Below are 14046 nucleotides of genomic sequence, written 5' to 3' on the forward strand. Positions count from 1 at the left end.
TATATGAAAATTCCTGTTTTTTCACAGATGTAATAATAGTTTAATAAATTCGTAACAATAACAATTAGAATCGAGAAAGAGATGCACCTCATATTCAACAGTGGTATAATAAAAAATACTGTGATTATTGAAAAAGGAGTAATATATGAAAAAATATATAGATGAAGTTCAATCTCGACGTACGTTTGCGATTATATCACATCCAGATGCCGGTAAAACAACTTTAACTGAAAAGTTACTTTACTACGGTGGTGCCATTCGTGAAGCGGGTACAGTTAAAGGACGTAAAAATTCGAAGCATGCCTTAAGTGACTGGATGGAAATTGAAAAGCAACGTGGAATCTCTGTTACCAGCTCTGCTTTAGAGTTTGAATATGATGGTTACAAAGTCAACATTTTAGATACACCAGGCCACCAAGATTTTAGTGAAGATACGTATCGTACGTTAACAGCCGCTGACTCAGCTACAATGCTAATTGATGCTGCTAAAGGGGTTGAAGCGCAAACCAAAAAGCTATTCAAAGTATGTCGTATGAGAGGCATTCCTATTTTTACATTTATTAATAAGTTAGACCGGCAAGGACGAGACCCATTTGAACTCATGGAAGAATTAGAAGAGTTACTTGGAATCCGTTCGTATCCTATGAATTGGCCAATTGGGATGGGGCAATCGTTTGCTGGAATATACGACCGACATCATAAAAAAATTGAATTGTTTAATCCAAAAGACCCAGGCGAGATTGAGATTAAAGATGTTTCAGGTCCTGACGATCCTATCATTGATGAAATTATCGGAGACGCTGGGTTAGTTTCTCAGTTTCGTGAGGAAATCGAGCTTCTTGATGTTGCTGGTGATGCATACAGTGAAGAAAGCATTGAAAACGGGACATTATCTCCAATCTTCTTTGGAAGTGCCATATCCAATTTCGGTGTTCAAACCTTTCTGGAAACATTTTTAGAGATGGCTCCATATCCTACGGAAAGACAGAGCAGCAAAGGTCCAATAAAACCGATAGAAACAGAAGCTTTTTCAGGATTTGTCTTTAAAATTCAAGCCAACATGAATCCTGCTCACCGCGATCGAATTGCCTTCTTACGTATTACATCTGGTACATTTAAGCGCGGGATGTCAGTTAACCATGTTAGGTTAGGAAAGCCTATGAAGATATCTCAACCAACTCAATTTCTTGCACAAAACCGAAACATCGTAGAAGAGGCATATGCAGGAGATATCATAGGTCTCTTCGACCCAGGTACATTCCGAATTGGAGATACACTTGTCGAAGGCGATGATTTTGAATTTGCTGAAATGCCCCATTTCTCACCAGAGCATTTTGCTGCCATAACGGTGAAAGAAGCATTAAAACATAAATCGTTTGAAAAAGGGGTAAAGCAGTTAACCGAAGAAGGGGCGATTCAATTATTTCAGACGTACAATAAAGTGATTGAACAACAAATCGTTGGAGTGGTTGGTGTCCTTCAGTTTGAAGTATTAGAATATCGTCTGAAACATGAATATAAAGTAGATGTTGTACTTGACCGCATCCCATTTTCAATCGCTCGCTGGATTCACGGCAATGAAAAGGACATGGATAAATTCAAAAAGATGCAACGTAACCTTGTGACAGACCGTGACGGCAGAATTGTGGCACTGTTTGAAAATGACTACCAACTTCGTACTGCACAAGATAAATACCCTGATTTAGCTTTTTACGAGAACTCTTTTACGAAACCAATTTAAGAATACATCATAAATAGAGGGCACTGGCAAAAGTTCATAGCTTTTACAAGTGCCCTCTCTACATTTATCTTTTGTACTTCAAATACAATACCTCTGCAACAATTCCAGCTACAATAGCAACTAGAACTGTAACTCCTTGTTGAAAAGCAAAAAATGCATCGATAATGACATACACTACTAACGTAACTAGAGCAAATAATATTGTACTAATAAGCATCTTATTCATATCGACTACCTCCATCCTTCTTCATTGTAGAAGAATGTGTCATATTAAACAATTAAAGATACAAATCGATATGACGTTTTATAGTCTCTTCTTGATGATAAATCCCTTTTTCTATCGTTGTACTGGGTGTGAATTGCAAGACTTCCCTCGCCTTTTCATTTGAGATCATAACATGTAACCTCTTATCATGTGGTGGCTCCATTTCGTCTCCCTTGATATGTGCAACACCTTCATACCATTGATGATTTGTTCCACTCGAGATGTTAATAATACCTGCTTTTTCAGATGACTCTCCAGCCTTAACCAATGCATCTACCACATCATCTACATACAACAAGTCGATGGTACTTCGATCAGGTTTACTTTCAATTGTTTCTGATGTTATTTTTTGAACTAGCATTTGATGATAACACATATCTTGTCGTTGCCAAGGACCATAAATGGTAGGAATACGTAAACAGATTACGTCTCTATTTACCGCTTCATCTTTAATAGCCAACTCAGAGGCTAGTTTTGTAATCCCATATGCAGTAATTGGATTAGTAGGTGTTCTTTCAGTGATAGTACCCGTTCTTACACCATATACTTCCACTGAGGATGTAAAAATAAATTTGGTTCGTTCTGGGCAATGTTTTGCTAGCAATCTCGAATCTTCCACATTATTTTGAATCATGTCTCGTATACGAGACCAAGAATCTTCTACATTTAAATCAGCTGCCAGGTGATAAATAACATCACACTCTTCTAAAAACTGAAAATCTTCTATTTCAGAGATTTTCTTTTCCATCAAAATAAATGATGCGTTTCTCCCAAAAAAATCAAGCTTATGTTCCGCTATTTTCTTATTTTCTGGTTGAAGCAATCCATCAATTCCAATGACTTCAATTCCATTATTAAGCAACCTTTCACATAAATGAAAACCTATAAATCCAAGAGCGCCGGTTACTAAAGCTCTTTTCATTTTTATCCTCCTACTAATAAAACCTCTCTGCTACTCATCCAGAGAGGTTTATAATTTTTTTTCATATTTCTTAAAATGATTATTTAATCGATTCGTAAAGTAGGTGAACGACTTTCCTGGCAAAAATAAACTCATTTCTATGGGATATCCTAATTGTTTTCGATAACGTTCAAATCTCCGACTATGCTCCTCAAAGCTATAAACTCGCTCACGTGTGTCATGAAATATCTTAATCGGTATCGTGTCACCAACATTCCACAAATGATTGGGCTTGAGTACTTTATCCTCGACTTCTTTTTTATCAACACCATATGCTTCAGCTAACTCATATAGAAGCCTTTTATAAAATAATTTATTTTTCCGTTCTTTCTTAAAATAACGGTAGAGATGTAGGCATGGATTAATCAATGCAACAGACCGGATGTTAGCTTCCATTAACTTCATTAATTTCAGGACGGCCAATGCCCCCATACCTTCTCCAATAATATGAATTTTTTTATTAAGGATTTCTTGCTTCATCACCATATGGTACAGCTGTATTGCTAGATGACAGGCCTGGTCACTTCCCCAATGGTTTCCGAATAAATGTGATGAAAAGACCGTGTATCCTTTATCGGTTAATTGTTTTATTAGCATTTGACGGTCTGGATGTTGGAGCCACGAGCTACTGTTTTCGTTCACATAATGATTGACATCTCCTACTATCAAAATCCCAAACCCATTCGGCTGTTGAGGAAGATGAACGACGTTCCATTGGTCTCCGATTTTAAAAAAACGCTCGTTCACACTCATCTAATTCTCCTCACATTCTCGCATAAATTCGTTATAAAGCTCCTTTATACCATATGCAAGGCTGTTCAAAAATGTAATGGGTATTGATTAATTTAGGTTTCTACTCTGATGGTGTTAATCCTTCTATTTGTTTGAACCTTTCCTGTTCCTCCATTAGTTGGTGAAGGCGTTCTCTTCCTAATTCTGTTAAATTACTAAGAGGCTGGAGTCTAAGTGCTGTTAGTTCAGTTTGATTATCGTACATAATAACCTCCTACTATCATATGTTTCTTATTATTTTATGTATTTCGACTTTAGTTCATAACCAAAAAGTAGCTGATTCTAGCGGGACGACCATGTCAATGCGCGTCGATGTTCATTTCTTCTACCATGCAGTTTTCTTTCTGCCATTCAGCTTACTCTGCTCGGACTCTTTTCCTCTTGCGCGTATTTCTTTTGGCCTTCCAACCGCTCTGCTCGGACACTTCTCCTCTTGCGCGTGTTCGTTTTGGTCTTGCAGCAGCTCTGCCCGGAATATCTATGGATGTAGCACTACGTTTAAGTAATTCCATAACTTTACCTAAATATGTACTAAATATATAATTAATGTAAAAGCAGAAAACTTTGGGAAAAAGAGGAACATTATGATTAATAAAAAATGCATTTCATTGTCTGCTTTACTAATTGTTCTAGTATCAATTCTATTAATTACTGGTTGCTTTGAACCTGACGCTTACCTTAAAGAAGTAATCTTAAACAACCATGTGCCTGCCAATATCCACTTTGATGAAAATGTATATATCCTAACAGATGAGGAAGTATTAGAAAATCAACTTGGAAATAAAGTAGGAAGAATTAAAGTTGTTAACGTAATTTCGTATACAGAGGGTGATGACCCCTATCTACATGTAAGTTTTGGAAAGGTATATAATTTAATAGATATAGAAGATGCTATTGGAATTGAAGTTAACGAGAAAGTACTTAAAGCGATAAGGAAAGATGGATAAACGACTTTTTCCCTTGCTCTCGCTCACCTTTCGTCGTTCATTCCCTCGATGAACGACCTTTTTAAGTACTCTTGCCCTCCTTTCGTCGTTCATCCCCTCCATGAACGACCTTTTCCCATGCTCTTGCTCTTCTTCCGGCGTTCATAACCTCGATGAACGTCCTTTTTAAGTACTCTTGCCCTCCTTCCGTCCTTCATCCCTACAATGAACGACCTTTCCTCCTTCTCCCGCTCATCTTAAGTCGTTCATAACCTCGATGAACGACCTACTCGCTCAATCTTCTTATAACGTAAAGCAATTACATAAAGCCTGCTACGAGAGAATACTCATAGCAGGCGGGTAACGATTGAAGCAATGCTCCTTGGGCATATTCTTTTCGTATGAATTATCCCTTAGGTGTTATTGTCGTCTTTTTGATCGGGGTGTCCACTTTCGATTATGATTGCTCGTTTCGGGGAAGGTGTCCCCCGCTTCTAATTTAACTGACTTTGGATTTTGAACCATGTCACCTGTTTCTCCAATTTCAACATAAATTCCATTGTTAGGCGCTTTCTGACCTGGTTCGAATTGATGACTTTGTCCCATCTTATTCCCTCCTTTTTCTTTCGTTTATACTATTTCCAAAACGAGAAGAATCATGAGAATACGATGATAACAAGAACAAGAAAAATAATGCTGTTTACGATTTCAATAATTCCTAAAACCATTGGCTTAAAAACTTTTGAAGGCAGCATAACCCAGTTTTTTAGTGCACTTGCGCTAAATATGAGTGCAATCGGAAATAGTCCAGCAAAAAACGGGATTACTACAAGCGCTAAGTGGTACCCTCGTGCTATATATAAAAATGTTTGGTTTCCCCGTTCCCGAATAAATGTTTTTATATGGAATACACTTGCGATAAAAAAGAAAAAATTAAGCAACGCTAACGTAAACGAGTGTACTGTAATCAGTTCACTTCCAGTACCTAGATAAAACATTATCATCGCTAGGACTGATAAAGCACCTATTCCAATTGCATCATTTATAAATAATCTTTCTTTCTTTTGTTTAGCAAAATATATGTTGAGCAAAAATAAAGGAACCATAATTGCTAAAAGCCAGCTGATTCGTGGGAAATATAATAATACAGGGCCAATAAATATAATTCCCACTCCACTATATATTGCTAATGCCGGTATGATACTTTGACCAATTTTTGGTCTTCTGATGTATGCAAAAATGGGCCCAGACCCACAATAAAAACTTAACACAGCTATGATGAATAACAGATGAAATAAATTGGGGATGCTGGCGAAAGTTCCTAACAACAATGGAATCATAACCATCGCCCAAGCGCCATGCTCTTTTGGAATATACCAGTTCATGTTGTTCACCCTTCCTTTTCCCTGTATATACTCCCATTGTAAAACGGGTATTTGTTGATGTATGTGATTGAAATCACTGTGATATTTCACACATCTTAAGACACAAGTATCTGCTACAATCATTCTTATACAACTGCCACTGTCACAACTAATCTTTTATAAACAAACAAGAAGAAAGGAGTCGATACGATGTTATTTGTAACCCTTCACTATACCGATGACAAGAAAATGAAAGAAGCCATTCAAACGGTTGTCAAACCAGACGTGACTCCTATTTCTGTTGAGCATAATGCTGAAAATCATAAAGTAAAAATTAGCTTTCAAATCCCACAAGAGTTATTGGATTTAGATGAAGTTCATTCTTACATTTCAGAACTTATAAACAAAGCAGATGTAAATGAGGTTGATGAAACAAATGCTCATCTAGGATATCTAAAAAGTGGAGAGCCTGCATCAATCATTTCGCGTTTTTCTCAATGGAAATCATTTTTATTAGATGCAAAGCACCGTTCAATGGAAGGACAGAAAGTTGAGATTTTTGAGGGAAACAAGGTGTTAGCCTCAGGTATATTGGTACAATATGAGGTTGCTGACAATGACCAATTTCAGGTCACTAAAGCTACCTTACTTACTACGTTTGGTGAGCGAACATTCTCCTCTAATTCGATGGTAATTAGAGCTACAGGCGAGTTCTTTTGAAAAATTCCATAAAAAAAAGCGCCTTGGCATAGCGCTTTTTTAAATAGTGCATATTTCAATTGGACAATCTCCGCAATGGAGATAATCTTTGAAGAACTGTATATTTTTCACGACGATAAAGCCATTATCCATTGTCACTACATCTTTTTTCTTAATTTCGCTAAGCATTCGGTTGACACTTTCACGTGATGTCCCAATGTAATTTGCTAAATCTTGATTGGTTAAATTCACATGAATCATAATGCCGTCTTTGTGTTCGACTCCGTACGAATTACAAAAACGTAATAGCGTGGAATAAAGAGCACCTGATTTTCCACATAATAACAAGTCTTTAAACTTTGCTTGAGTTGATTGTGTATGCCTTGCAAACCATTTCATAAAAGCAACAGCTATTTCACCATTCACATAAAATAAGGCTTCCAACTCTTCTCTGTCGAACTGTACAAGCTCAGCATCTTCCACTACACGAGCTGTAACACTAATACTCATTTCATTAAAAAGACCAACTTCTCCAACAAGCTCATCTTTTTGCTTTAAGTGAACTGAGATTTCTTTCCCATCCACGGTCATTTTACTTAGGTTAACTTTACCTGAACGAACAAGGTAAACATAATTGGGTTTATCACCTTCGGAAAAAAGTAGCGTCCCTTCTTTGACCGACATTGGTGTACCAATCTCGAGTAGTACTTCTTGATTCGCTGGCGAAATTTCAGTGAAGAAGCGTTTTATTTTTAATGCTGTCTTTTCCAAATGTAATCCCCCCCATAACTTAAATTCTTCCTTCATATTATCACCAATAAAACTATATTGATAGTGGATATATAAAGAAATACAGGCCCAAAAAGACGATTGTCACCAATTGGTAACAATCGTCTTTTTTACCACCTTAACATTTCACTTCAGCATCCTTACGGGAGTAATAATACCAGGTAATGATTAGACTAATGACATAGTAAGCAATAAAGATGTAAAGTGCCATATTAGCGGTCCCAAACGATTCTAACGACCAACCAAATATCTTTGGAATAATAAAAGCACCGTATGCACCGATAGCAGATGTAAAGCCAATCACTGCAGCTGCTTCTTTGGTAGGAAAAATAAATGGGATCATTCGGAATGTAGAGCCATTCGCTATTCCAGTTGTTACAAACAAAAGAAGAAACATCAGTAAAAATCCATTAAAATTTCCAGCCTGGTAAAAATATAACACTCCGAAAGTGGCTGCTATCATGATGACAATATCCCAAAAGGTTACGATTGCTCCACCAATTTTATCAGAAAGCCACCCTCCGATCGGACGAATTAACGCTCCTACTAAAGGTCCTAAGAAGGCATATTGCATGGCATTAACTTCTGGAAATTCAGTTCTAATCAATAAAGGGAACGCTGCTGAATATCCAATAAACGAACCAAAACACATGACATACAACCAAGTCATAATCCATGTGTGCTTGCTTTTAAAAATTACGGCTTGCTCCTTCACAGAGGCTTTCGTGCCAGGAAGATTATCCATTCCAAACATCGCTGCTATGACAGTAATGATGATTGGAATTACCCAGACATAAGCTGCATTCTGAATCCACAGATTTGTTCCATCTGCTGTTGGTTGTGGCCCACCTACTAAAGCTCCAAAAATACCAACTGTGATAATAATAGGTGCCAAAAACTGAACGACACTGACTCCAAGATTTCCGATTCCTGCATTAATTCCTAACGCTAATCCTTTTGCTTTCTTCGGATAAAAAAAACTAATGTTGGCCATGGATGAAGCAAAGTTCCCTCCACCCAGACCACAGAGAGCGGCCAATATCGCCATCGTCATAAATGAAGTTTCAGGGTTTTGAACAGCAATTCCAATTCCTATTGAAGGGATGAGTAAAGATGCCGTACTAATTACGGTCCAGTTTCTCCCTCCAAAGATAGGTACTACAAATGTATAAATAATTCGGAGCGTGGCACCAGTTAATCCTGGTAACGCTGCTAATGTAAACAATTCTCCTGAAGTGAAATTAAAACCTATGTCATTCAAATTCACCGCTACTACTGACCAGATTTGCCAAACAGCAAATGCTAATAATAAAGCTGGAACTGAAATTGATAAGTTTCTTCTCGCATGTTTCTTTCCTTCTGTTTGCCAAAAATGTTCATCTTCCGGATTCCATCTTGTTATCCTTGCCATTGTAAATTCCTCCTCACAGTCACTATCGCTTCACCTTTAACCTTACTAGCTAAAAATGGAAGATGATGTGAGAAGCATCACAGTTCTTTTTTCGTTCATTTTTTGTTCACATGTTTATGACAATTGTTTGAAATAGGAAAATTATCGTTATATTACATCGAAGTAAGGAGGCTTTCCATGAGCACGAGATTATAATATAGTCAGATGTCCAACAAACTCAGAAACATGAATTCCATGTATCTCTCAGCTTTTTCCCTTGCGCTATCCGTATCCATCCCTTTTTCGGACTCCATCACTGGCTTTTTCCCTTGAGCTGTCCATCCATTCCTTTTTCGGACTCCGTCACTGGCTTTTCCCTTGAACTGTCCGTATCCATCTCTTTTTTCACAATAATTTTTCTCTAGTCTAATAAAAACGCTTGCCAGCCAACCTATGAAAGGTTAGATGACAAGCTTTGTGGTTTAATTATTTATCATCACTATACTCAAGTTTTTTCCAGCGGAAGAAGGTAATAAGCGCTATTATTGATGAGCCTACGGCTATAGGTGAATAAATAAATATTTTATCAAATTCTAATCCAAGGTAGGCTTCAATTGTCCATTGAAGCATGACAACATTAATGGCGATGGTAATAAAGATTATAGCCCAGCATACTTTTTTAGCCATGACGGACCTTCCTTCCAACGGCATATACCACTCCATTATCAATCTCGATTTCAATTAAAGGAAGTTCGCGTTGTGGCGGTCCAGCCACTGGATGACCATCATTTAAGTCAAAATACCCTTTGTGACAAGGACATAATAACGTCTCGTCTTCTGGAACATAAAAGACCGGACACATTAAATGAGTACATGCACTATTATAGGACTTCCATTCTCCGCTTTTTGTATGAATTAATAGGGCCGGGTCTTTTTCAGTTGGGTAATAAAAAGTGATTGATTCACCTGGTCCAATATCTTTTGCTTTAGCGATCTCAACACGTTCCTTTTCTTCCTCGGTCACTCCAAGAAATGCCCTTACTGAGAACGGGACAGTTGCTAGACCTAATGCCACAGATGCACCAACTGCCGTTTTTAGAAAAGCACGGCGGTTGTATTTTAAATCGTCATCACGATTAAGATTATCGACTAGATTAATCATATCATCCTGACTATCTTTTTCATTTCTCCCTGGCTTCTTTTTATCAGTCATTGCTTCTCCTCCTCCTAATCAGAGTAGACACCAAAGAATTCAGGTACGTACTTCCATTTATCCTGCTCTGTTGGTTTCTTACCTTCAACAAGGTTTAATTGTGTACGACGACGACGTAATGCTTGCATCTCATCAAAATCAATGAAGCGAATCGCATCACTTGGGCAAACTGATGCACACATTGGAGAAATCCCATGTTGAGTTCGGTCATAACACATATCGCATTTATACATTTTATTCTCTTCAAAATCGAACTTTGGTATTCCAAAGGGACAGCCGAATGTACAGTTTCGACAACCTATACATTTTTCTTCCATCGCTGAGAGTACAACGCCCTCTTCAGTAATTTGAATCGCATTTGCTGGACACACTCTTGCACACGCTGGGTCTTTACATTGCATACATAACATCGGAAACGTTTGTCTGCTCTCCATAAAATCTACATATTCCACATAGTTACGTTCTTTAGCATCATGTCCACCACATTCACGACAAGCCGCTTGACAGGAACGACAACCTATACAGCGTTCAAACTCTAAATACATTACTTTTTTCATTTATTTACACCCCTCCATTATGCCTTTTCCATTTTCACTGCACATACTTTAAATTCTGGCATTCTTGAAATAGGATCCAAGCTCGGGTTTGTTAACTGATTAACAGAAAGTTCTTTTCCCCAATGATATGGAACGAATACCGTGTCTTTTCGAATCGCTTTTGTCAGCCTAACTTCTACAACCATCTCTGAACGTTTTGTTATTAACTTAACTTTTGTACCATTCGCAAGACCATATTCACTAGCTAAGGCTGGATGCATTTCCGCATAAGGAACTGGACATTGCTCCATTAAAAACTTAGTTCTTCTCGTTTGTGTTCCTGAAAGGTAATGGAATACGACACGACCTGTTGTTAAATATAATGGAAACGCTTGTGAAGGAACTTCTCCAGACTCACGATAGTTCACAACTGGTAAGTTGGCTTTTCCATCTTCGGTACCAAACTTTTCTTTGAACATCGTTGGAGTTCCAGGGTGGTCTTCTGATGGACAAGGCCAGAACACTCCGTCTTCTTTATCAATACGGTCATAAGTAATTCCGTAATAATCTGCTTTCCCACCTTTTGTCGCTAGACGGAACTCCTCGAATATTTGTGGCACATTTTCATAAGGGAATAGATGACCTTTTCCTAAGCGTTCTGCGATAACTTTCATGATTTGCCAATCTGGTTTTGATTCTCCGATTGGGTCTTTCACTTTACGAATTCGGATTACGCGACCTTCAAGATTTGTTGTTGTTCCTTCATCTTCAGCCCATGATGATGCCGGTAGAACAACATCAGCCATTTCAGCTGTTTCAGATAAGAAGAAATCACTGACTACAAGAAAGTCTAACTTTTTAAAGCCACTCCAAATGTATTCTAAATTCGGTGCAGACACTGCAGGGTTACTACAAATGACATGCATCGCTTTAATTTCACCATTTTGAATTTCATCAAACATTTCATATGCCGACACCCCAGCTTTTGGCATATCAGCAGGGTCAATTCCCCACACACTTGAAATGTACTTTACTGCTGCTGGGTCCGCAATTTTACGGTAACCTGGAAGTGCATCTGCTTTTTGACCGTGTTCACGACCGCCTTGCCCATTTCCTTGACCAGTAAATGTTGCTACACCAGAAGCGAACTTTCCAATTTGACCTCGAAGTAACGCCATTGACGTATATAGGCAGACATTATCAACACCTTTAGACTGTTGTTCTACACCGCGAGCAAACATGACGACTGAGCGAGGGGAACGTCCATAAATGTGAGCAGCCATTACTATTTTTTCAACATCAATTCCAGTCACTTCAGCTGTATATTCAGGTGTGAATGGCTCAACCGCTTTTTTCATCTCTTCAAAGTTGTTACAGCGCTCATCTACATACTTTTGGTCAACATATCCTTCTTTAATTAATAAGTGAAGCATACCACTTGCCAACACATCATCTGTACCTGGACGAAGGTCAAGATGGACATCAGCAATTCTAGCTGTTGGAGTTTCACGAGGGTCAACAACAATCATTTTTGCCCCTTTATCACGAGCTCTCCAAAACCACTGGATACTTGTTGGATGACATTCTGCTGTGTTTGTTCCTGCCATAAAGAAGCAGTCGGTATGCTCTAGCTCAGGCCAAGGTAAAGTAGAGCCGCGGTCCGTTCCTAGTGTCTTCATAAAACCACCTGCAGCAGAACTCATACAGAATCGACCATTATAATCGATATAACGTGTTCCTAACACGGCACGAGCATATTTACCGACGAGATAACATTTTTCATTTGTCATTGATACTCCGCCAAATACACTTACCGCATCTTTTCCATGTTCTTTTTGGATACGTTGAAAGTTTTGCGCGATAAGGTCTAATGCCTCATCCCAGCTTGATTCGACAAACTGGCCATTTTTCTTGATAAGCGGCTTAAGAATTCGTTCTTCATGGTCGATCGTTTGATAGGCTGTTACCCCTTTTGGACACATTTTACCCATCGTAACCGGCCAATCATAGCGTGGCTCAACCCCAACTACCTTCCCTGATTTTTCGTTTACACGGATATGCATTCCACATTGCATTCCACAGTAACAGCAATGTGTCGTAATCATTTTTTCACCTTTATGGTGTAGATTCTGTACGCCTTCTTTTACTAAAAACTCCGTCATGATTTGTCCTCCTCACTTTTATAAAACTGTTCTGAACGTGGTTGACTAAAACCTGGTATATGAATTCCATTATTCGTTTGAATCGGTGAAGCTGGGTCAAATTGAGGTGTTGCATTTAAATGATTCATTACTCTCATCCGACGGCGACAGGCCGGGCAATATTCTGCTAGGTACGTTCCGTCTTGTAATTTAAGGTCAAATGCTTGAACCCCAAGTATTTCTTTTACATCATCAATTTGATCATCACTGCTGTACGCTGTTCCACATTTCGCACATGGCTTCGTATCAACCTTAAACTCTTCTTGATAATTCATTGGTACCGCAACCGCTAGTGGGCGAATCGGTAAGTGAAATAGCTTACCAAACGGGAAGTATACTAAGAAGATAACTACTGTAATTTGGTGGAATAACGCTAAATATGGGTGCATCCAACCACCTAAGAATTTATAAGAAACCGTTAATGCTAAACCGGATACTGTTACAATTAAAAGGACATATAATGGAAATAAATCAAATTCCACACGCTGCGTTACTTTAAGGTCTTTATTGTTTGAGCGACGAATCATCGCCATTACCACACCAGCTAATACCATTAATGCTGTAATATTAAGACCTTCAAAAATCATACTAGCAAGCAATCCATCTGCAGCCATTGATATCGTTGGAATTCCCATCACTACGAGTTGATATGTCGTTGGGTCAATTAGATTAAAGTGCATCCACCCGAAGGTTAATCCAAACGTGATCCCAAACGACCCAATACAGCCCCACGCGATAAGCCAGTGCATGATTCCTCTGTAAATCCCACGTTTGAAGATAAATTTTTGTAAAAAGATATTTTCAAATGCAGTAATTGCTATCGCTTTCCAATTTCGTTTTTGTCTTTTTTTAGACTTTATATTTTTCAAACTTCTTTTCATGACTTGATGTGTAGCTGGACGAATCGCCCATGCGCAAATGCGAACTGTGATTCCTATTGCAAATATAAAAGAAGATATTAAATATCCAAAAAGCATTAAATCAATGTGAGAAAACTGTTTAGTCCCTATCCACATAAGTGCAATCAGTACTAAGACAACAAAGAAAGCATACATACTTGTTTTCGAATAAAATGACCGTTCTAGTTGATTCATCTATCATTCACTCCCTAAAGAACATCCTTAGTAATTTGTTATCCTTATTGTAATTTCACAGCTTTTTTCAAACTG

The 14046-nt window shown here is 38.2% G+C and carries 16 protein-coding genes; 3 read left to right on the forward strand and 13 right to left on the reverse strand.

Features of this window, described 5'->3' with window-relative positions; all coding sequences use genetic code 11:
• Window positions 1-145: 145 nt before the first annotated feature.
• Window positions 146-1741, forward strand: coding sequence for a peptide chain release factor 3 (locus tag BK585_RS17465; protein ID WP_078555220.1), 1596 nt, complete (start codon window positions 146-148; stop codon window positions 1739-1741).
• A 64-nt stretch (window positions 1742-1805) separates the two neighbouring features.
• Here the strand turns inward: BK585_RS17465 and BK585_RS24155 are convergent, their stop codons facing one another.
• The 4 genes from BK585_RS24155 to BK585_RS24160 all read right to left on the reverse strand — a co-directional run bounded on the left by BK585_RS24155 (window position 1806) and on the right by BK585_RS24160 (window position 3964).
• Window positions 1806-1967, reverse strand: a complete 162-nt coding sequence (locus BK585_RS24155; protein WP_170885633.1) for a hypothetical protein — start codon at window positions 1965-1967, stop codon at window positions 1806-1808.
• Window positions 1968-2019: 52 nt separating this feature from the next.
• Window positions 2020-2928, reverse strand: a complete 909-nt coding sequence (locus tag BK585_RS17470; RefSeq protein ID WP_078555221.1) for an NAD-dependent epimerase/dehydratase family protein — start codon at window positions 2926-2928, stop codon at window positions 2020-2022.
• Between the two features lie 48 nt (window positions 2929-2976).
• Window positions 2977-3720: an alpha/beta hydrolase family protein gene (locus BK585_RS17475; RefSeq protein ID WP_078555222.1), complete on the reverse strand. Its 744-nt coding sequence runs from the start codon at window positions 3718-3720 to the stop codon at window positions 2977-2979.
• A 100-nt stretch (window positions 3721-3820) separates the two neighbouring features.
• Window positions 3821-3964: a hypothetical protein gene (locus tag BK585_RS24160; protein WP_170885634.1), complete on the reverse strand. Its 144-nt coding sequence runs from the start codon at window positions 3962-3964 to the stop codon at window positions 3821-3823.
• A 379-nt stretch (window positions 3965-4343) separates the two neighbouring features.
• On the opposite strand from BK585_RS24160, the gene BK585_RS17480 reads away from it, so the two are divergent.
• On the forward strand, window positions 4344-4706 hold the full coding sequence (locus tag BK585_RS17480) for a NisI/SpaI family lantibiotic immunity lipoprotein (protein ID WP_078555223.1): 363 nt from the start codon (window positions 4344-4346) through the stop codon (window positions 4704-4706).
• 399 nt (window positions 4707-5105) lie between these two features.
• On the opposite strand, the gene BK585_RS17485 is transcribed toward BK585_RS17480, so the two are convergent.
• Window positions 5106-5291: a YjzC family protein gene (locus BK585_RS17485; protein WP_078555224.1), complete on the reverse strand. Its 186-nt coding sequence runs from the start codon at window positions 5289-5291 to the stop codon at window positions 5106-5108.
• 50 nt (window positions 5292-5341) lie between these two features.
• Window positions 5342-6070: a YwiC-like family protein gene (locus BK585_RS17490; protein ID WP_170885635.1), complete on the reverse strand. Its 729-nt coding sequence runs from the start codon at window positions 6068-6070 to the stop codon at window positions 5342-5344.
• A 189-nt stretch (window positions 6071-6259) separates the two neighbouring features.
• Between BK585_RS17490 and BK585_RS17495 the strand changes: the two genes are divergently transcribed.
• Entirely contained in the window at window positions 6260-6769 is a 510-nt protein-coding gene (locus BK585_RS17495; protein ID WP_078555226.1) for a hypothetical protein, read from the forward strand.
• A gap of 39 nt (window positions 6770-6808) precedes the next feature.
• Here the strand turns inward: BK585_RS17495 and BK585_RS17500 are convergent, their stop codons facing one another.
• The 7 genes from BK585_RS17500 to BK585_RS17530 all read right to left on the reverse strand — a co-directional run bounded on the left by BK585_RS17500 (window position 6809) and on the right by BK585_RS17530 (window position 13971).
• Window positions 6809-7519 (reverse strand): Crp/Fnr family transcriptional regulator, encoded by a 711-nt coding sequence (locus BK585_RS17500; RefSeq protein WP_078555227.1) that lies wholly within the window; start codon window positions 7517-7519, stop codon window positions 6809-6811.
• A gap of 136 nt (window positions 7520-7655) precedes the next feature.
• Window positions 7656-8948, reverse strand: a complete 1293-nt coding sequence (locus BK585_RS17505) for a NarK family nitrate/nitrite MFS transporter (protein WP_078555228.1) — start codon at window positions 8946-8948, stop codon at window positions 7656-7658.
• Between the two features lie 465 nt (window positions 8949-9413).
• Window positions 9414-9614: a hypothetical protein gene (locus BK585_RS17510; RefSeq protein WP_078555229.1), complete on the reverse strand. Its 201-nt coding sequence runs from the start codon at window positions 9612-9614 to the stop codon at window positions 9414-9416.
• On the reverse strand, window positions 9607-10140 hold the full coding sequence (locus BK585_RS17515; RefSeq protein ID WP_078555230.1) for a QcrA and Rieske domain-containing protein: 534 nt from the start codon (window positions 10138-10140) through the stop codon (window positions 9607-9609). The genes BK585_RS17510 and BK585_RS17515 overlap by 8 nt, the downstream gene beginning before the upstream one ends.
• 14 nt (window positions 10141-10154) lie before the next feature.
• Complete coding sequence (locus BK585_RS17520) at window positions 10155-10697, reverse strand: 4Fe-4S dicluster domain-containing protein (RefSeq protein WP_078555231.1); 543 nt, start codon at window positions 10695-10697, stop codon at window positions 10155-10157.
• A 17-nt stretch (window positions 10698-10714) separates the two neighbouring features.
• Window positions 10715-12838 (reverse strand): molybdopterin oxidoreductase family protein, encoded by a 2124-nt coding sequence (locus BK585_RS17525; protein WP_078555232.1) that lies wholly within the window; start codon window positions 12836-12838, stop codon window positions 10715-10717.
• Complete coding sequence (locus BK585_RS17530; RefSeq protein ID WP_078555233.1) at window positions 12835-13971, reverse strand: MFS transporter; 1137 nt, start codon at window positions 13969-13971, stop codon at window positions 12835-12837. The genes BK585_RS17525 and BK585_RS17530 overlap by 4 nt, the downstream gene beginning before the upstream one ends.
• Between the last annotated feature and the right edge of the window lie 75 nt (window positions 13972-14046).

The sequence above is a fragment of the Bacillus alkalicellulosilyticus genome (genome assembly GCF_002019795.1).
GTDB classification, from domain to species: Bacteria; Bacillota; Bacilli; order Bacillales; family Bacillaceae_F; genus Bacillus_AO; species Bacillus_AO alkalicellulosilyticum.

Coding starts and splice junctions, on each gene's coding strand:
- BK585_RS17465 (WP_078555220.1), top strand. CDS start 146: ATGAAAAAATATATAGATGAAGTTCAATCTCGACGTACGTTTGCGATT.
- BK585_RS24155 (WP_170885633.1), bottom strand. CDS start 1,967: ATGAATAAGATGCTTATTAGTACAATATTATTTGCTCTAGTTACGTTA.
- BK585_RS17470 (WP_078555221.1), bottom strand. CDS start 2,928: ATGAAAAGAGCTTTAGTAACCGGCGCTCTTGGATTTATAGGTTTTCAT.
- BK585_RS17475 (WP_078555222.1), bottom strand. CDS start 3,720: ATGAGTGTGAACGAGCGTTTTTTTAAAATCGGAGACCAATGGAACGTC.
- BK585_RS24160 (WP_170885634.1), bottom strand. CDS start 3,964: ATGTACGATAATCAAACTGAACTAACAGCACTTAGACTCCAGCCTCTT.
- BK585_RS17480 (WP_078555223.1), top strand. CDS start 4,344: ATGATTAATAAAAAATGCATTTCATTGTCTGCTTTACTAATTGTTCTA.
- BK585_RS17485 (WP_078555224.1), bottom strand. CDS start 5,291: ATGGGACAAAGTCATCAATTCGAACCAGGTCAGAAAGCGCCTAACAAT.
- BK585_RS17490 (WP_170885635.1), bottom strand. CDS start 6,070: ATGAACTGGTATATTCCAAAAGAGCATGGCGCTTGGGCGATGGTTATG.
- BK585_RS17495 (WP_078555226.1), top strand. CDS start 6,260: ATGTTATTTGTAACCCTTCACTATACCGATGACAAGAAAATGAAAGAA.
- BK585_RS17505 (WP_078555228.1), bottom strand. CDS start 8,948: ATGGCAAGGATAACAAGATGGAATCCGGAAGATGAACATTTTTGGCAA.
- BK585_RS17510 (WP_078555229.1), bottom strand. CDS start 9,614: ATGGCTAAAAAAGTATGCTGGGCTATAATCTTTATTACCATCGCCATT.
- BK585_RS17515 (WP_078555230.1), bottom strand. CDS start 10,140: ATGACTGATAAAAAGAAGCCAGGGAGAAATGAAAAAGATAGTCAGGAT.
- BK585_RS17520 (WP_078555231.1), bottom strand. CDS start 10,697: ATGAAAAAAGTAATGTATTTAGAGTTTGAACGCTGTATAGGTTGTCGT.
- BK585_RS17525 (WP_078555232.1), bottom strand. CDS start 12,838: ATGACGGAGTTTTTAGTAAAAGAAGGCGTACAGAATCTACACCATAAA.
- BK585_RS17530 (WP_078555233.1), bottom strand. CDS start 13,971: ATGAATCAACTAGAACGGTCATTTTATTCGAAAACAAGTATGTATGCT.